Genomic DNA, 17,611 nt, shown 5'->3' on the forward strand with positions numbered 1-17,611 from the left:
CATGCGTGAGACATGTCACGCTTGGTTCGTTCAGGTCGGCAGCAGCGCCACCAACCCGCCCGGCAGAAATTCGACGCGACCCGCGAGCTCAAGCTCTGTCAGCACCGTCAAGACCGCCGACACCGAGAACTGGCAGCGCTGCACCACCTCGTCAACCGTCACCGGTACAGGCGACAGCAGCCCGACCACGACATTCAGGGTCTGGTCGAGGTCGCACCACGCATCCTGACCGCCCTGGCCCCAGGGCGAGACCGGCTCGGCAAAGCCCATGGAAAAAGGCGCGGAAAAGTCCGGATAAGGCGGCAGATCGCGCAATACGTCAGCCGCGGTCTCCACCAGATGCGCCCCTTCACGAATAAGCGCATTGCCGCCACGGGCACGCGGATCGAGCGGTGAGCCCGGCACCGCAAATACCTCTCGCCCGTAACGCAGCGCGAGGTCGGCTGTGATCAATGTACCGGATTTCTGCGCCGCTTCGACAATCACGCATCCGAGCGACAATCCCGCGATCAGCCGGTTCCGTCTGGGGAAATGACGGCTCTGCGGGACGGTGCCGAGCGCTGCTTCCGTCACGACGCAACCGCGCTCGGCAATCTGTGCCTGCAGATCGGCGTGTTCAGGAGGATAGATCTTGTCGAGGCCGCCGGCGATGGCCGCAACTGTCAGGCCCGGATGCAGCGCCGCGCGATGGGCCGCTGCATCGATCCCGCGCGCCAGGCCCGAGACGATCAGAATCCCGGATGCGGCGAGTTCGGCGCTCAGCGACTCCGCGATCCGCAGTCCCGCAGCGGAAGCATTGCGCGCGCCGACAATGCCTGCGGCCCGGCGCGCCAGCCGTGCCGGATTGCCCAGGACACTCAGGGCCGCAGGTGCATCGGGCAGGGCTGCCAGCAGGGGCGGATAATCCGCATCGCCGCGAAAGAGGATGCGTCCGCCCAGAGCCTCTGTGCCGGCCAGCTCCGCCTCGGCCGCGTCGCGCGAAGGGATTTTCGGGGGCGTCGGACGGCCGGCCCGGATCGCGCGATCCGGCAGGGCGGCGAGTGCCGCGCCCGGCGTGCGGTACTGCGCGAGCATTCTCTGAAAATTGACCGGACCGATTCCCTCGCTGCGGGCCAGCCGCAGGAGATCGACCCGCGTCAGGTCAGACATCGAGATGGCGCTGCGCCGGCGGGTCGATGTTGATATGACGTTCCTCGCCACGCAGCAGGCGCACGATATTCCCGTAATGACGAATGAAGATCAGGATCGCATAGCCTGCCGCCGCCATCGGTTCAGGCGAATAGACCGGGTGTTCGCTGATCGCGGGCAACAGGATCGGAATGAGCGCGAACGCACAGAGCGCGCCGGCCGACGAAATTTTCGCCAGTTTGGCAACCGCGAGCCACACCAGACAGGCAGCGGCTCCCGTCAGCGGCGACAGGGCGATGGTCACGCCAAGGCCTGTGGCCACGCCCTTGCCGCCCCGAAATCCCAGCCAGATCGGAAAGCAGTGTCCGAATACGGCCATGAAGGCTGCAACGCCCAGCGCATAATCCGTATAGGCCGCCGTTATCCAGTGGGCGATCAGAACGGCCGCCACGCCCTTCAGAGCGTCCAGCAGGAGCGTCGACGCCGCCAATCCCTTGCGCCCGGTGCGCAGGACGTTCGTTGCGCCGATATTGCCTGAACCGACCTTGCGGATATCTCCTGCACCACCGAGGCGCGAGATGATGAGCCCGAACGGTATGCTGCCCAAAAAATAGGCGATGGCTGCAACTACAGCGAGATGCGGGCCAAGCCATGCGGGAAGTGCCGTCATGCCGCGAAGACCTGCCGTCCGTTCTTCCACGTGCCCCGCACGCGGCCGCGCAGGACGGCACCGTCAAACGGCGTGTTCTGTGCGCGGCCCGGCAGGGCACCTGCCTCGACCTGCCATGCCTCGTCGGGTGCGAACAGGCATAGATCGGCGCGCCCCCCGATTTTGAGGCTCCCCGCCTCGATCCCCAGCAGACGCGCCGGTTCCGCCGTCAGAAGGGCCATGGCCCGCGAAAGCGAAAGGCTTCCCGCGTGGACGAGCGACATCGTGACGCCCAGCAGCGTTGCAAGCCCGGTACCGCCCGCGCGTGCCTGGGCAAACGGCAGACGCTTGTCATCCGCATCCGAAGGCGCGTGGTCAGACGCGATGGCGTCGATTGTGCCATCCGCCAGTCCTTCGATCACGCCGATCCGGTCCGCTTCCGTGCGCAGGGGTGGCGAAAGCTTGGCGTAGGTCCGGAAATCGACGATCGCCGTTTCGTTGAGGGCAAAATAGGGTGGCGCCGTATCACAGGTGACGGCACTGCCGCGCGCCTTGGCCTCGCGGATCAGGCCGATGCCTTCCGCCGTCGAGACGTGCCCGAAATGCAGGCGCGCACCTGTGAGTTCGGCCAGTCTGAGATCGCGCGCGATCAGGATGGCTTCGGCGGCGGCGGGGATCTGCGGCAGGCCGAATCGGGTCGCAAGCGCTCCCGCCGTGGCGCAGCCGCCGCTTGCGAGCGACGGATCCTCCGGATGCTGCACGACGGTCGCACCGATCCCGCGCGCATAGGATAGCAGGTTGCGCATCTGCTTCGTGTCGGCGATCGCCCGGATGCCATCGGTAAAGCCGATCGCACCGGCCTCCTGCAGCAAGCCGAGTTCGGCCATTGCCTGGCCCGCGCAACCCTTGGTCAACGCGCCATAGGGATGGATCGTGACCATGCCCGTCTCGTCGCCCCGTGCGCGCAGGAGCCGCACCAGCGCCGGATCGTCGATCGCGGGCACCGCATTCGGCAGCACGGCCATGGTGGTGACGCCGCCCGCCACCGCGGCCCGGGCGGCGGATGCGATCGTCTCGCGATATTCCGACCCCGGCTCGCCGATGGCGACGCGCATGTCCACAAGGCCCGGAGACAGCACGCATCCCTCGCCGTCGATCCGTTCGGCGTCGTCCGGCAGGACGTCGCCATCCGCGCCAAGGCCCGCGATCAGGCCATCGCGCAACAGCAAATGGCCCGTCCGGTCGAGATCGCAGGACGGGTCGAGCAGGCGCACATTGTGAATGACGGTGGTGGTCATGCGTATCCGCCGCGCGACAGCCGGTCGAGCACCGCCATGCGCACCGCGACTCCCATTTCAACCTGTTCCTGAATGACGCTCTGGTCCGAATCGGCGACCGCTGACGCGATTTCCACGCCACGGTTCATCGGTCCCGGGTGCATCACGAGCGCACCGGGCCTGGCCAGCACCAGACGGCGCTGGTCAAGACCGAAGAAGCGGAAATACTCGCGCTCGCTCGGGACCAGCCCCGATCCCATGCGCTCCTTCTGCAGACGCAGCATCATCACGACATCCGTGTCGGCGATCCCGCGTTCCATGTCGTGATGCACGCTCACGCCCAGATCCGCGAGCGCTCCCGGCACCAGTGTCGGCGGCCCCACGACACGCACCGACGATCCGAGCGCCTTCAGCAGATGGATGTTGGACCGCGCGACCCGGCTATGGCCCACATCGCCGCAGATCGCGACCTCGAGTCCTGAAAGCCGCCCCAGATGGCGTCGGATGGTCAGCGCATCGAGCAGCGCCTGCGTCGGATGCTCATGCGTGCCGTCGCCCGCGTTCACCACGCTGGCCTCGACCTTGCGTGCCAGCAGCTGCGGCGCGCCCGACATGCCATGGCGCACCACGAGAAGATCGCAGCGCATGGCGTTCAGGGTCGCCGCCGTATCGAGCAGCGTCTCGCCCTTGTTCACCGAGGAGGTGGCGACCGTCATGTTGATGACGTCGGCACCCAGACGCTTGCCCGCGAGTTCGAAGCTCGTGCGTGTGCGCGTGCTGTCCTCGAAGAACAGGTTGATGAGCGTGCGCCCCTGCAGCCGGTCGCGCGGCGCCTTCCGGCTGCGGCTCAGCAGCGCATAACTTTCCGCGAGATCAAGAAACGGTTCGATCTCGGCTGCCGTCATGCCTGCGATCCCCAGCAGATGCCGCTGGCCGGATGCGACACTCGCAGGCCCGAGGGAAAGCGGCGGCATGGCGGCCGTGTCAGCCATGGGCGGCACGTCCCAGCACCGACCCGATCCGGGCGAGCACTTCGTCGCGCCTGAGTGCTGCCAGCGTCAGGTCTATCCCGGGCGAGGTGTTGCTGCCGGTCATGGCAGCCCGGAGCGGCTGGGCGACCTGCCCGAGCTTGAGCCCGTGTTCGTCCGCAAAAGCCCGCAGGGCCGCGTCGATCGAGGGTGCATCGAACGGCTCGATCAGCGCCATGACACCTGCCAGACGCTTGAGAACGTCCAGTGCGTCCGGCGTCAGGATCTTCTCGGCCTTGGCATCCATGGCGAGCGGCACGGAGCGCCCGAGGAAGGCTGCGCTGTCGGCCAGATCGACCAGCGTGCGCGCGCGCTCCTTGAGCCCCCGCATCAGGACCCGCAGCCGATCCACCAGCGCGTCGTCGGCCGTCACGCCTTCATAACCCGCAAGCCGTTCGGCCACGTCACGTGTCAACCGATCATCGTCGGCCTGCCGGATGTAGACGCCGTTGAGATGCGCGAGCTTGACGTAGTCCATGCGCGAGGGCGAGCGGCCGATCCCGTCGATATCGAACAGGCGGATCGCCTCGTCCCGGTCGAGGATCTCGGTATCGCCATGACCCCAGCCGAGACGCAGCAGGTAGTTGCAAAGCGCTTCGGGCAGGAAGCCCTGCTCGCGGAACTCGACGACCGACTGCGCGCCATGTCGCTTCGACAGCTTGGCGCCATCCGGCCCGTGGATCAGCGGCAGATGGGCGAACTGCGGCAGATCCCAGCCCATCGCGCGGTAGATCATCGCCTGCCGGAAGGTGTTGGTCAGATGATCGTCGCCGCGCATGACATGCGTGATGGCCATGTCGTGATCGTCCACGACAACCGCGTGCAAATAGGTCGGCGTGCCGTCGGAGCGCAGGATGATCAGGTCGTCCATCTCGGCGTTGGCGACACGCACATCACCCTGCACGAGATCGTGGATCACGGTCTCGCCCTCCTGCGGCGCCTTGAGGCGCACGGCATAGGGCTTGTCCTGCGGCCAGTCGGACGGGGGACGGTCGCGCCAGGTGCCGTCGTAGCGGGGTGGCCGCTTCTCGGCGATGGCGCGCTCGCGCATGTCCTTGAGCTCTTCCGGCGTGCAGTAGCAGCGATAGGCATGGCCGCGCGCCAGCAGGTCGAGCGCCACTTCGGTATGGCGGTCCTGCCGCGTGGACTGGAACACGGGCTCCTCGTCCGGCGTGATGCCCATCCACGCCAGGCCGTCGAAGATCACGTCCACGGCACGCTGCGTCGAGCGCTCGCGGTCGGTGTCCTCGATCCTGAGCAGGAACTCGCCGCCGTGGTGGCGGGCGAAGAGGAAATTGAACAGGGCCGCCCGGGCATTGCCAATATGCAAAAGCCCGGTGGGCGAGGGGGCGAAGCGCGTGCGAACCGTCATGGCCCTGCGCATTAGCACGGCGCGGCTCATGCTTCCATGATAGAGCTTGGCCTCATGCATGCCTACGATTTCACCCGCATCGCCAAGGCCCTGGCCGATCCGCGCCGCTTCGGCATTCTCCAGGCCATAGCCACGCGCGGCGATGCCCAGTGCGGCGAGATCTTCTCGTGCGCCAACATCACGCCAGCCACCATGTCGCACCATGTGCGCGAACTGGAGCAGGCTGGCCTGATCGGGACTGCACGGGAAGGCAAGCATCTGCGGCTGACGTTCCGCCCGGAGACGGTGCGGGCCTACGTCGACCATCTGCGCGAATCGTTCCGACTGCCCTCTTGAACTCGGATCGAAGCCTCATCAATTAGATGATCGTCTAAATGATGGAGCGAAAACATGGGTACGCTTGACGGAAAGGTCGCACTGGTCACCGGTGCATCCAAGGGCATCGGGGCTGCCATTGCCGGTGCCCTGGGCGCCGCTGGTGCCAGGGTCGCGGTGAATTATGCGTCCAGTCGCGAAGGCGCGGATGCCGTTGTCGCCGGCATCAAGGCGGCCGGTGGAGACGCGTTCGCCATCGGTGGCAATGTCGCGCACGAGGCCGATATCGCGGCCCTGTTCGACCAGACGACGGCACAATTCGGGCCGATCGACATTCTGGTGAACAACGCGGGCATCTTCCGTCCCGCTCCGCTCGAACAATCCACCGAGCAGTCCTTTCACGATCATTTCAACATCAACGTGCTGGGTGTTCTGCTCGCCACGAAGGCGTTTGCGGCACAGGCGCCGAACGGTGGCAGCATCGTCAACATCAGTTCGATCGTCTCGCGCATCACCCCGGAGAATTTCGGGATCTACAACGCGACCAAGGCCGCAGTCGACGCGCTGACCCACACGCACGCCAAGGAACTGGGCCCGCGCGGGATTCGCGTGAACGCCATCAATCCGGGCATGGTGGCGACGGAGGGTGCCCAGACGCTTGGCTTCCTGGGTTCGGAGGCGGAAGAGCAGTTCGTGGCGCAGACGCCGCTTCGGCGCATCGGCAAGCCGGACGACATCGCATCGGTCGCCGTCTTCCTGGCCTCCGACGAGGCGCGTTGGCTGACGGGACAACTGATCGCGGCCTCTGGCGGCCTCTGACGCACCCGGATTGTGGGCGATGGGTGCAGCTATCGCTGTGTCCACGCCTGCAACATCGCGGTGATGACCCGGCCGGGATAGGCTTGGCGAACGGCCGGCAACGGACCATGCCAATACGTGCATGTGCATCGGCCGGATCTTGGCGGCAGCGGGCAGCGACGCAAGGCCTGTTTGAACCGTCCTGACCACATGGGAATTCTGCCAAGAGCCGCCGCGTTCTCGACGGCAGGCTTCAAAAAACCTGACAGGCAAACCTCCGTGGTTCGGCAGGCCGCGCAAACCGACCGCGGATACCGGCCTGCTCACCCTTCAGGATACGCCATACGGACGCAGGCAGTTCGCACCCGAAACGGATGCACGTCCGACCGCCGACGCGCCGAAGGGTCGTTGGCAGGCAGCCTGCTACCGTCGCGTTTTCATAACGAACGCCGCGTGGCAGTGTCCGCGGCGTGAACGCCGAACAATCCCTTGCTCATCAGGACATGGACTGCCTCGATCTGGACGAGCTGCTGACGCTCGCCGATCCGTCCGTCACCGACCTGCCCCCGGAGCCCGGGTGGCTGGCGTCGGCCCTGCTTGCGCAAGGACGTCGACTGGTTGGTTGGATCCCGGTCGCCGTCGCATTGGGCGCCGTGACGTATTTCGCGCTTTCCGCCGAATGTGGCTGGCCTGTTCCGGCAGCGATCGCGATCACGGCCCTGATTGCGGCGTGGCTGGGTTGGGGCCGTTTGTTCCCGCGCCTGATTGCCCTTGGTGTGTTGTGTTTGAGTGTCGGCTTTCTGGATGCCTGGCTTGCGGCTCATCGCGCAGTTCCCATGCCGATGTTGCCCACGCGCGCCGTCGTCGTGAATGCGACGGTGGGTGCGGTCGTGCCGACGCAGGCGCGCGACGGCACGGGGCCAGGGCGCCGTGTACGTCTGGAAAATGCCGTGTTCGAAACGGGGGTCGATATCGGCATGCGTCCGTTACGGCGCACTCTGCTGGTGCGGTTGCGTGATGACGACACGACGGCCGTTGCCCCCGGAATGCAGGTCCGGATGCGCGCACTGCTTCGTCCGCCGTCGCCGCCATCCTGGCCCGGAGGACGCGATCCGCAGCGAGACGCGTGGTTCTCGGGCGCTGCGGGCAGCGGTTACGCCCTGTCGTCGGTCTCTGTCATTGCGAATGCCCATGGCGCGTTTCTGCGCGATGCTGTCGAACGGGTGCGTGAGCGGGTCGCGCATCGTATCGGCACGGTGTTGCCCGGCCAGTCCGGTGCGATCGCCCAGACCCTGCTGGCGGGAGAGCAGGGGGCGATTGCACCGCAGACCCGCGCCGTATTCGCGGCATCCGGTCTTGCCCATCTGCTGGCGGTGGCCGGCCTGCATCTGGGTCTCGTCATGGGATTGGTGCTGGTGGCGATACGATCCGGTCTGGCTGTGTCCGAATATGCGGCGCTGCGTTGGCCCTGCCGGGAGATTGCCGCGATCGGCGCATGGATCGCGGGCGCCGGATACGTTCTCCTGACCGGCGCGCATCTTCCGGCGCTGCGCAGCCTGGGCATGGCGGCCTTCGTGCTGCTGGCGCTGCTGACCGGGCGGCGCGTGATGTCCATGCGGGCTCTGGCGCTGGTCGCGCTGGCGCTGTTGCTCGCCTCGCCGGAGAACGTGCTGGATGTATCGTTTCAGATGTCTTTTGCGGCGGTCATGGCGTTGATCGCGGGATACGAGACGCTGCGCCGCCCGCTCGAGCGATTGCGCGGTGAAGGAGAGTGGTGGCGCGTGGCTCTCGGCTATGTCGCGGCACTCGGGCTGACCAGCCTGCTGGCCGGTGCTGCGACGCTGCCGGTCAGTCTTGCGCATTTCGGGCTGCTGCAGCCGTGGTTCGTGCTGGCCAACCTGATCGCCGTGCCGCTGGCGGCAATATGGGTCATGCCACTTGGTCTGTGTGCGCTCGCGCTGATGCCGTTCGGTCTTGATGCGCCGGCCCTTCATCTGATGGCTGCCGGCATCGGCCTGATCGTCTCGATGGCGCGTGGGGTCGCCGGCTTCTCGCTGGCACAGATCCCGGTCCCCGCCATGCCGTCCTGGGCATTGCTGCTTTATATGGTGGCGCTGTGTGGCCTGTGCCTGTGGCACGGTCGCGCCCGTCTGCTGGCGCTGGTGCCGATCGTCCTGGCCTTGAGCGCGCCGTTCCTGGTGCAGAAGCCCGATCTGTTCGTGGCGCCCGATGCCGGGCTGATCGCCGTGCGGCAGGAGGGCAGGCTTGCGATCGGCGGGCCGGGCGGTCTGGATCTGTCCGCCGCACGCGACTGGCTTCAGGCAACAGCCTTGCCTGAAGCACCGCTACCGGAGGCGTGTGATGCGCAGGTGTGCCGGATCGCACTCGATGGTCAAGAGGTAGTCCTGCGGGCTCGTGATCGAACGGACGGTGCCCTGTCCCCTCCGGCAGCATTGTGTTCTGGAGCGGCGCTGTTCGTCAGCGTGTCACCTGCGCGGGGCGCCTGTCAGGGGGGCGTCGTGATTGACCGGTTTTCCGTCTGGCGTGACGGCGCCTATGCCGCATGGATGACGAAACGGGGCGTCACGATACTGTCCGACCGCACATGGCGCGGCGTCCGCCCATGGGTGCCGCCGCCGGGTGGGCGCGGCACGCCGAATCTGCCGCTGGCGCAGGCGGAGTAATCGTCAGGTCGGCTGCATGGATGACTTTTCCGGGAAGCCGCACGGTTCGAAAGCCGGGCAGTGCCAGCATTCCGGCCGGCGAGCCTTGCAGATGTAACGCCCGTGAAGGATCAGCCAGTGATGCGCCTGCCGCAGGAGCGGCTTCGGAATGCGCTTGACCAGCCCGTCCTCGACCTGCCGCGGTGTCTTGCCCGGTGCCAGACCCGTGCGGTTGCCGATCCGGAAGATGTGGGTATCGACCGCCATCGCATCCCGATCGAAGGCGACATTGAGCACGACGTTCGCCGTCTTGCGCCCGACGCCCGGCAATGCCTCGAGCTGTTCGCGATCCTGCGGGACCACACCCGCATGACGTTCGAGCAGCATTTCCGAAAGCTTCAGGACATTGCGCGCCTTGGCCCGCCACAGGCCGATCGTGCGGATATGACGGGCTATGCCCTCCTCGCCCAGTTGCACCATGGCCCTTGCATCAGGAGCGTCGGCAAACAGCCCGACCGTCGCCTTGTTGACCGACTTGTCGGTGGCCTGCGCCGACAGGACGACCGACACCAGCAGCGTATAGGCATCCGTGAACGCGAGTTCGCTCGCCGGTTCCGGGTTGGCTTCCGCCAGTGCCTCGATGAAGGCCCGCGCACGTGCGGCACTCATTGCCTTGGGCGCCGTGGTGTTCGACAGCGCCGCCATGGAATCAGGACCCTTCGAAGATGCGGTCCTGGCGGATGTGGTCGTTGAGCGAGCCATCATTTCCCCTTGGCGCGAACGGTCGGAAACCTGCGTCAGGCAGCTTCCACGATGCGATCGCGGCCTGCGGCCTTGGCATCGTAAAGCGCCTTGTCCGCCCGGCTTATCACGGTCTCCCAATTGTCCGAAGGCTGCACGGTTGCCATGCCGACCGACAGCGTGATGTGGATGGGCGCGCCCCCGTGCCCGAATGGTACCTGCGTCAGGGACTGGATCAGGGCAATGAGACGTTGCATGCCCGGCTGACCCGCGAGTCCGGAGATGAACAGGAATTCCTCTCCGCCGTAACGTCCGCAGAATTCTTCCGGCGCCAGAAAAGCGCCCAGTCTTTCTCCCATCTCGCGCAGGATCTGGTCGCCGACCAGATGGCCATGGACGTCGTTGATCCGCTTGAAATGATCGATATCGAGCAGGGCGACGGCACAGGGAAGCGAGGGTTCATTGTTTGCGACGCGATGATGGCCGCGCCCGGAAGCAAAATTCACGCCGGACAGATGCTCGGAGAGATGTTGTTGAATGGCCCTGCGATTCAGGAGGCCCGTGACGCTGTCCGTGCGGGCTTCGTGTTCGAGGGCCGCGCGCGCGGCCTCGAGTTCCAGCGTTCTCTGTTCGACGGTCTGTTGCAGGATCCGGCGCTGACGCTTCAGCATCCGGCCGCGCAGATGGAGCACTGTCAGAAGCGCAAGCCCGGTGAGCAGCCCGTAAAGAGCTTCGACCGGCCACCAGCGCCACCATGGCATGCGCATGCGCAACAGGATGTGTGCTGGTGCGGACTGATCGCCGGTCATCGGATCGAACGCCACGACAGAGAAGTCATGATGTCCCGGCGGCAGGCTCGGGTAGCGGGCGAAGTTGCTCGACGTCTCGATCCAGTCCTGATCGACGCCGGCAAGGCGATAGCGGAAATGCAGGTTATGCGCGCGCGGCAGGTCCAGCGCGGTGAAGCGGATCATCACCGGATCATAGGAAAAGGGCACCGCTCGCCCTCGAAAGGCATGCGCGCCGATCTGGATGCTCGAGACGACCGCCTGAAGATCGCGATGGCGAAACAGGAGCTCTGGTCGGGTAAAATGGGAGAGGCCGCGGCTGGTGCCGACCCATACCGTTTCGTCTGTGTCGATGAAGATCGCGAATTCGTTGGTCTCGTTCCAGACCAGCCCCTCGTTCATCGAGACATTGATCCAGCGCTGCCCGTCGAACGCGGCAACGCCATGATCGGTGCCGGCCCAGATCCGGCCTGCGTTATCCCGGACCAGACTGTAGAAAGTCCGTCCAAGGATACGCGGTCCCGCTACGGGAGAGGCGGATGCATGGTTCGGCGCGGTGCGGACGATTGACATGAGCCCGCCCGAACCCGCGATCCAGACATGATCGGAACCGATTTCCACCAGTGTCGCCGGAAGGAAGTCCGCGCTGGGCCAGTGATCAAGGAGGGTTTCGACCCGTCCGTCGGGCCAGCGCAGGAGAAGGCGATCGGGGCCGGCCAGCCAGAGACGTCCGCTCGAATCGCGCAATCCGGCAAGAAGCGGCGTTCGCAGATGAGGGTCGGGCTGGACGGTGCGTGGTTCACTCGCGGCCGTATCGATGTGGTCCAGCCCGTGCGCGGTCAGGAGCCATAACACCTTGTCCCGGTCGAGAAGGAGCTGGTGCAGGCCGGATACCTGAAAACTGTGCTGGATCTGCCCGGAGGGCGACAAATTGACGACCTGATTGATCCCGTGGGAGGCCCAGATCTGACCATCGATGCTGCTCTGCACCATGTAGCTCGCAGGGTCCGGTGCTAGCCGGAACAGCGGGTCGCCTGTCACGCCCATGCGCACGACGCCGCGCGACGAGCCGATCAGCAGCAGGCCATGGTCCTGGCGAACGATCTGCCAGATCTCGCCGACATCGAGACCGTCAGCCGCGGCGAAATTTTCGATCCCGCCGAAATTTGCCACTTCGGCAAGGCCATTGCCCGGCAGGCTGACCCACAGCTCGCCGTCACGGCCGCCAAGAAGTGCCGAGGCCACGCCGCCTGCGCATTCTGGCGGCAGGTTGAGGATCCGCCAGGAGGATCCGCTGCGCACCAGCAGACGGCCGAGCGCCTCGGTCACCACAGTGCCATCCGGCATGATGGTCAGCCGGACATGGTTCTGAAACCCGTCGCCGACACGATCGTCCGTGATGGATTCGATCCGGAATGTCGTAGCGCCGGCGGGTCGCGAGGCGAAATGGTGGGCCGAGCGGGCATAGACGGTGCCATCTTTCCCGATGGCCACGGCCGCCCAGTCGTCCGGCGGTCCATGAGATACAGGATCAGCCGTCTGCTGGCAGTCGGCTGTGGTTGAGGTCATGCGGCACAATCGCCCGTCCGTCGTACCGATCCAGAGCGTATCGTCATGCGCTGCCATTCCGCTGACATTGCCGATACTGCGCAACACATCAGGCAGCGGAGACATCCGGGCGGACCCCACGGGGACGATACGGCCGCCAAGCTGCGCGAGAAGGGAGCCATGCCACCACAGAAGCCCGTGAAAGGTCTGGTCGCGGGAGCGTCCTGCGGGCGTGACATCGTCGAACTGGAGCGTCGGTATCGGATGGACGGCGTCGGCTGCCGTCCGGGACAGAAGAACGCGATGGTCGTCCGCCATGGCAATTCGACCGTCGGGGGTTGTGATCAGGGCGCGCACGCCGATATGCAGCGGCAGACCCTGCTCGGTCCCGAGACGAAAGAAGATGCGTCCGTCGAACACGAAGAGGCCGCTCTCCGTTCCGACAACCAGAAACCCTTCCGGCTCCTGCGCAAGATGCCAAACCGCTTCTTCATTGAGCCCTTCGGCTTCTCCGAAGCTGCGCACCGAGACGTGCTGAGCCTTGGCCAGCGGGATGGCCAGACACCAGACCGCGAACGCCATCGCCTGCACCGCCACGCGCGCGGCACGAGGTGGTACATGCAGGCTCATCTTGCATGAAGCCGTCTCCGGCCGGATTGGGCTGGCGTACATGCGTGCTACACTATCGGGAAGCGCTTAAGGAAATCTTACCCCAGGCGGGAAAAACGCGCCATTTTTTGTCTGGTCGGCGCAAGACCATGCCGCCGTTTATGGTCATGCCCTGATCCAAGGCGATCAACACACTGACGTTGCCCTGATCCGGCACCCAGTTTTCGGAGTTTTACTTGTCGGAACCGTTGAAACTCGAAGAAAATTCCCACCCGTCGGATGCGGAAATTGCTGCGCGTCGCAATCCTCCGCCTGCGGACGCTACCGCGTGCGCGGCGCCGGAAGGGCATGCCCATAAGCCCCACGACGACGAGGATGAGGAAGATCAAGCTTCCGCGAGCGAAGCAGGCGCGCGGGCAGCCGGCGTCGGCTTCGTCAACGTCCTGCGTTTCGTGGTCGCGCGATGGATGCATCACCCGCGCCTCTTGACCAAGACGGTCGTGGGCATGGGGCTGGCGACCCTGGCCGACATCTGCATGCCCGTCCTGTCCGGGCGCCTCGTAACCGATGTCGCCCGCCGCGTGCCGGACGGGGTCGTCGATGCAGCGACACGGGCTGCGCACGATGATGCGCTGCTGATGGTATCGGGCCTGATCGGACTCGGGATCATCGGCCTGCTCGGCCGCAGGACCTCGTTCATCGGGATTACCTACCTGACGCTCGCCATCATGCGGCGTGTAGCGACCGAAGCGTTCGCGCGTGTGCAGCGGTTCTCGACCGATTGGCATGCGAACACGTTCGCCGGGTCGACCGTCCGCAAACTGACGCGCGGCATCTGGGCGATCGACACGCTGGACGACACGCTGCTGCTGCTGATCCTGCCGGAAGTGCTCGTGCTCGTCGGCACGACGATCGTGCTGGCGATCCGCGCGCCGATCATGGGCCTCGTGCTCGCGGTCTCGGTCGTCCTGTTCGCGTGGCTCTCGATCGCGCTTACGTTGTATTATGTCGCGCCCACCGCGCGTCGCGCGAACCAGTGGGACACGAAGATGGGCGCGGCCATGGCCGATGCCGTGACCTGCAACGCGGTGGTGAAGGCGTTCGGTGCCGAACGCCGCGAAGACGCCCGCCTGGATGCGACGCTGCGCCACTGGAGCCACCACACCGGCCGCGGGTGGATCCGCGGCACCAACAGCGGCAACCTGCAGAATCTTGCATCCCTTGTGATGCGGATCGCCTTGATCGCCATCGCTGTCCTGATGTGGTGGCATGGCGAGGCAGGCCCGGGCGACGTCGCCTATGTGCTGACCATGGTGTTCCTCGTGCAGGGATACCTGCGCGATCTGGGTCAGCAGGTCTCGATGGTGCAACGTTCCGTCAACGAGATGGAAGAGCTGGTTGCGATTTTCGGACGCGACCCCGAGGTGCAGGACCATCCGCACGCGGCGATCGCGGATTTCCACAACGGGTCGATCCGCTTCGAACATGTCCGGTTCCAGTATCGCGGACAGGCAACGCCGCTTTATCGCGATCTCGACCTGACGATCGAACCCGGCGCGCGCGTGGCACTCGTGGGGCCCTCGGGCTCGGGCAAGACGACACTCACCAAGCTGTTGCAGCGTCTTTATGACATTCACGGCGGCCGGATCCTGATCGATGGCACGGACATCTCCACTGTCACCCAGGAATCCCTGCGCCAGCACATCGCGATCGTGCCGCAGGAACCCATCCTGTTTCATCGCTCGCTGGCCGAGAATATCGCCTATGCCCGGCCTGAGGCCACTGCGGCCGAAATCGAGGAAGCCGCTCGCCTGGCCAATGCAAGCGCATTCATCGAGCGTCTTCCGGAAGGCTACGAGACGCTCGTGGGTGAACGCGGCGTGAAGCTGTCAGGCGGCGAACGCCAGCGCGTGGCCATTGCCCGCGCGTTTCTGGCCAATGCCCCGATCCTGATCTTCGACGAGGCGACGTCCAGCCTCGATTCGGAATCGGAAGCGCTGGTGCAGGATGCCATGCGGCGTCTGATGGTGGGGCGCACGGTCATCGTGGTCGCGCATCGGCTGGCGACGGTCATGGAACTGGATCGGATCCTTGTCTTCGCCCATGGTGAGCTGCGTGAGGACGGCACGCATGCCACCCTGATCCAGCAGGACGGCGGCATCTACCGACGGCTGTTCGAACTGCAGTCGCTGGAGGGCTGACGCGCGCCTGATTTGACCGGGATGCCACATTGGCGGTGATCTGTGTCGTCTCGGAACGTCACGGAGCATCGTTACATGTCGGTCACCCCACGCCTTGCAGCCCTGTTCATTGCGGCAGGGCTGAGCGTTCCGGCAATAGCCGCGCCATGCCTTCCATCCGGAGCGGATGTACCGCCCGGTGCCAACACGACGGACCCGCGCAAGCCCTTCTTCATCGATACGCGAGGGCTCGATACGACGGTTTCTCCGCCGGTCCGTGACCCGGGCAAGGCAGGTTATCCGGCTGCGACGCATCTGGCGGACGGCGTCGTGCCGCCCGTCTCGGGCAACGGCAATTTCATTCTCGGTGCGTCTCATGAGGCCGCACCTGAAACCATCCCCAGCGACAGCGTGCCGCACGGGCGCATCGTGTCCTTCACGATGGCCTCCGCGAAGGCAAGAGTGTTCAATCCCGGCGTAGTGCGCGACGATCCGCTGAACTGTCCGAACGGTGCAGTCTATGCGGCGCCGACTGCGCCCGGAGATCCCTCCGACCTGAAGCTTGCAACAAGCCACCCCGGTCCCTGGGAGCGCTCGGTCGATGTGTATGTTCCGGCGCAGTATGTGCCCGGGACGCCTGCGCCGATCCTCGTGTTCGGCGATGGCGGGGCGGACGGATTCTATAACGGGCGCGACCTCTTCACGGTGCTGGACGCCCTGATTGCACAGAAGAAGTTGCCGCCGATCGTCGCCATCGGGATCGGATCAGGCGGACAGGATGCGCAGGGCAGCGAGCGCGGGCGGGAATATGATGCCGTCTCGCCGCTCTATGCGGAGTGGGTGGCGCAGGAAGTCCTGCCGCGTGCGGAAAAGGCCGCGAACATTCGCATCACACATGATCCGGATGGCCGCGCGACCATGGGCGTCAGTTCGAGCGGTGCCGCGGCCTTTACCATGGCGTGGTTTCATCCCGACCTGTTCCGGCGAGTGCTGGCCTATTCTCCGACGTTCACGAACCAGCAATGGCCGCGCGATCCGAACCTGCCGGGGGGCGCATGGCAATATCACGATGCATGGACGGGAGCGGGCGGTGGTCCGGGCGCCGCACGGTCGCTGGTGAAGGACACGCCGGCCAAGCCGATCCGCATGTGGTTCGAGGCAGGTGATCAGGACCTCTTCTATCCCGCGCCCAACATGCCGGACGGGATGCATGACTGGACGCTCGCGGACGAACGCATGGCAGCGGCGCTGGCGGCCAAGGGATACGCCTATCAGTTCGTCCTGTCCCGCGGCGTCGGCCATGTGGACCGGTCGACGATCGCCCAGACCCTGCCCGAAGCACTCCTATGGCTCTGGCACGGCTATCGCCCGACCGGGCGATAGGTCGCCGCTCCTGGGTTACGGCGTTGTCGTTCCCAGGCTCTGTGCATCCTTGCGAAACCGTGTCAGGAAGGCGGGTTCGTTCACTTGTTCGACCAGATCGACCGGCCGTACGCCCATGTTGACCGGCGCCTGCGCGCGGGTCCAGACATGGGCCCGGCCGTAATCGATGCCGGGACGCGTCTCGACGTCCATGTAGACCGTCTGGGATTTCGTGATCAGCGCCGGATCGACCACGATGGCAGCCGCCATCTCGTCCCAGAGCGGCATCGGATCGTAATAGGTCTGCATGTAACGCGTGACGGGCGAGGGATGATCCTGAAGGGCAGCCAGATCGGCTCGTGACAGCATCAGCTTCGCCGAGATGTTGCCCACGGCCGTGATCTTCGGCCAGTCGGCGGTCAGGGTGATGTGGGCGGCTTCCGGATCGAAGACGAGGTTGAAGTCGTCCGTGTAGGCGGCATTGCCGTTGATGGCCGACATGTTCGTGTCGATCAGTCCGCCCATGAAGACGAGTTGTTTCGCAGTCGATGCGAATGTAGGATCGAGCCGGATCGCCAGCGCCAGATTGGTCATGGCGCCGGCCTCGAAGATCGTGACCTGATGCGGATGGCGATGCACGGTCCGGATCAGGAAGAGGGCGGCCTCCTCGGACTGGGCGGCCAGTTTCGGATCTCCTTCCCGTAGAGGCTTGAGCGGGGGTTGGGTCGGGGATGCGGTCTCGATCGATCCGGCACCGCCCCATGCCCCTTTCCACGGCAGCGGACCGAACTGCTGTTCATGCATCTTCATGGCCGCGACGGTATTCATCAGCGGGTAGACCGCACCATCATAGACCGGCACGTCGGTCCGATGCGCGATTTCGAGAAAACGCCGCAGATGCGCGGAATTGGCGTTTTCCCAACCGTCGCCGGTCGAGACGGTGAAGCCCAGAACCTGCACGTTCGGTGCGGCCAGCAGGGGAATGACCGACTGCACGTTCGATCCGCCCGGCCCGTCGTAATCATTGTCCTCGATGACGAACTGCGGCGTCTGTGCGCGGGCCATGCCGGGCGGATGGAGTGCGCCTGCAAGCAGCGCGGCACAGAAAAGACGTTTGAATGCGGGCATGAATCGGCGGGCCTCAGGCGGATTG

Annotated in this window: 13 protein-coding genes; 5 read left to right on the forward strand and 8 right to left on the reverse strand. The window is 65.5% G+C overall.

What is annotated here, in order from left to right; all coding sequences use genetic code 11:
• Positions 1-30: 30 nt before the first annotated feature.
• From dprA to gltX, 5 genes are read right to left on the reverse strand one after another with little or no spacing between them, the layout of a single operon-like run.
• Positions 31-1,149 (reverse strand): DNA-processing protein DprA, encoded by a 1,119-nt coding sequence (dprA, locus tag B8446_RS01155; protein ID WP_048846313.1) that lies wholly within the window; start codon positions 1,147-1,149, stop codon positions 31-33.
• Entirely contained in the window at positions 1,142-1,798 is a 657-nt protein-coding gene (plsY, locus tag B8446_RS01160) for a glycerol-3-phosphate 1-O-acyltransferase PlsY (RefSeq protein ID WP_048846314.1), read from the reverse strand. The genes dprA and plsY overlap by 8 nt, the downstream gene beginning before the upstream one ends.
• Positions 1,795-3,075 carry a dihydroorotase gene (locus B8446_RS01165; RefSeq protein WP_048846317.1) on the reverse strand — a complete coding sequence of 427 codons (1,281 nt, stop codon included), beginning with the start codon at positions 3,073-3,075 and terminating at the stop codon, positions 1,795-1,797. The genes plsY and B8446_RS01165 overlap by 4 nt, the downstream gene beginning before the upstream one ends.
• Positions 3,072-4,028: an aspartate carbamoyltransferase catalytic subunit gene (locus B8446_RS01170; RefSeq protein WP_048846411.1), complete on the reverse strand. Its 957-nt coding sequence runs from the start codon at positions 4,026-4,028 to the stop codon at positions 3,072-3,074. The genes B8446_RS01165 and B8446_RS01170 overlap by 4 nt, the downstream gene beginning before the upstream one ends.
• Before the next feature lie 10 nt (positions 4,029-4,038).
• Positions 4,039-5,454 carry a glutamate--tRNA ligase gene (gene gltX / locus B8446_RS01175; RefSeq protein WP_048846413.1) on the reverse strand — a complete coding sequence of 472 codons (1,416 nt, stop codon included), beginning with the start codon at positions 5,452-5,454 and terminating at the stop codon, positions 4,039-4,041.
• Positions 5,455-5,490: 36 nt separating this feature from the next.
• Between gltX and B8446_RS01180 the strand changes: the two genes are divergently transcribed.
• From B8446_RS01180 to B8446_RS01190, 3 genes are all read left to right on the forward strand, one after another.
• On the forward strand, positions 5,491-5,790 hold the full coding sequence (locus tag B8446_RS01180; RefSeq protein ID WP_048846319.1) for an ArsR/SmtB family transcription factor: 300 nt from the start codon (positions 5,491-5,493) through the stop codon (positions 5,788-5,790).
• A gap of 54 nt (positions 5,791-5,844) precedes the next feature.
• Positions 5,845-6,588, forward strand: coding sequence for an SDR family NAD(P)-dependent oxidoreductase (locus B8446_RS01185; protein ID WP_048846321.1), 744 nt, complete (start codon positions 5,845-5,847; stop codon positions 6,586-6,588).
• 449 nt (positions 6,589-7,037) lie between these two features.
• On the forward strand, positions 7,038-9,251 hold the full coding sequence (locus tag B8446_RS01190; RefSeq protein WP_241767574.1) for a ComEC/Rec2 family competence protein: 2,214 nt from the start codon (positions 7,038-7,040) through the stop codon (positions 9,249-9,251).
• A 3-nt stretch (positions 9,252-9,254) separates the two neighbouring features.
• Here B8446_RS01190 and nth read toward each other — a convergent pair whose 3' ends face one another.
• Together nth and B8446_RS01200 are read right to left on the reverse strand one after the other, a co-directional pair.
• Complete coding sequence (nth, locus tag B8446_RS01195; RefSeq protein ID WP_241767575.1) at positions 9,255-9,935, reverse strand: endonuclease III; 681 nt, start codon at positions 9,933-9,935, stop codon at positions 9,255-9,257.
• A 92-nt stretch (positions 9,936-10,027) separates the two neighbouring features.
• Positions 10,028-12,937, reverse strand: a complete 2,910-nt coding sequence (locus B8446_RS01200) for a ligand-binding sensor domain-containing diguanylate cyclase (protein ID WP_048846323.1) — start codon at positions 12,935-12,937, stop codon at positions 10,028-10,030.
• A gap of 422 nt (positions 12,938-13,359) precedes the next feature.
• On the opposite strand from B8446_RS01200, the gene B8446_RS01205 reads away from it, so the two are divergent.
• The gene (locus B8446_RS01205; protein WP_048846419.1) at positions 13,360-15,117 is read left to right on the forward strand and encodes an ABC transporter ATP-binding protein; all 1,758 of its coding nucleotides are present in this window, start codon (positions 13,360-13,362) and stop codon (positions 15,115-15,117) included.
• A 75-nt stretch (positions 15,118-15,192) separates the two neighbouring features.
• Complete coding sequence (locus B8446_RS01210) at positions 15,193-16,479, forward strand: alpha/beta hydrolase (protein WP_053053598.1); 1,287 nt, start codon at positions 15,193-15,195, stop codon at positions 16,477-16,479.
• 15 nt (positions 16,480-16,494) lie between these two features.
• Here the strand turns inward: B8446_RS01210 and B8446_RS01215 are convergent, their stop codons facing one another.
• Entirely contained in the window at positions 16,495-17,586 is a 1,092-nt protein-coding gene (locus B8446_RS01215) for a nucleoside hydrolase (RefSeq protein WP_048846325.1), read from the reverse strand.
• Positions 17,587-17,611: the final 25 nt, after the last annotated feature.

The organism is Tanticharoenia sakaeratensis NBRC 103193, from assembly GCF_000963885.1.
Lineage (GTDB): Bacteria > Pseudomonadota > Alphaproteobacteria > Acetobacterales > Acetobacteraceae > Tanticharoenia > Tanticharoenia sakaeratensis.

Coding starts and splice junctions, on each gene's coding strand:
- dprA (WP_048846313.1), bottom strand. CDS start 1,149: ATGTCTGACCTGACGCGGGTCGATCTCCTGCGGCTGGCCCGCAGCGAG.
- B8446_RS01170 (WP_048846411.1), bottom strand. CDS start 4,028: ATGCCGCCGCTTTCCCTCGGGCCTGCGAGTGTCGCATCCGGCCAGCGG.
- B8446_RS01185 (WP_048846321.1), top strand. CDS start 5,845: ATGGGTACGCTTGACGGAAAGGTCGCACTGGTCACCGGTGCATCCAAG.
- plsY (WP_048846314.1), bottom strand. CDS start 1,798: ATGACGGCACTTCCCGCATGGCTTGGCCCGCATCTCGCTGTAGTTGCA.
- B8446_RS01180 (WP_048846319.1), top strand. CDS start 5,491: ATGATAGAGCTTGGCCTCATGCATGCCTACGATTTCACCCGCATCGCC.
- B8446_RS01200 (WP_048846323.1), bottom strand. CDS start 12,937: ATGAGCCTGCATGTACCACCTCGTGCCGCGCGCGTGGCGGTGCAGGCG.
- B8446_RS01215 (WP_048846325.1), bottom strand. CDS start 17,586: ATGCCCGCATTCAAACGTCTTTTCTGTGCCGCGCTGCTTGCAGGCGCA.
- B8446_RS01165 (WP_048846317.1), bottom strand. CDS start 3,075: ATGACCACCACCGTCATTCACAATGTGCGCCTGCTCGACCCGTCCTGC.
- nth (WP_241767575.1), bottom strand. CDS start 9,935: ATGGCGGCGCTGTCGAACACCACGGCGCCCAAGGCAATGAGTGCCGCA.
- B8446_RS01210 (WP_053053598.1), top strand. CDS start 15,193: ATGTCGGTCACCCCACGCCTTGCAGCCCTGTTCATTGCGGCAGGGCTG.
- gltX (WP_048846413.1), bottom strand. CDS start 5,454: ATGACGGTTCGCACGCGCTTCGCCCCCTCGCCCACCGGGCTTTTGCAT.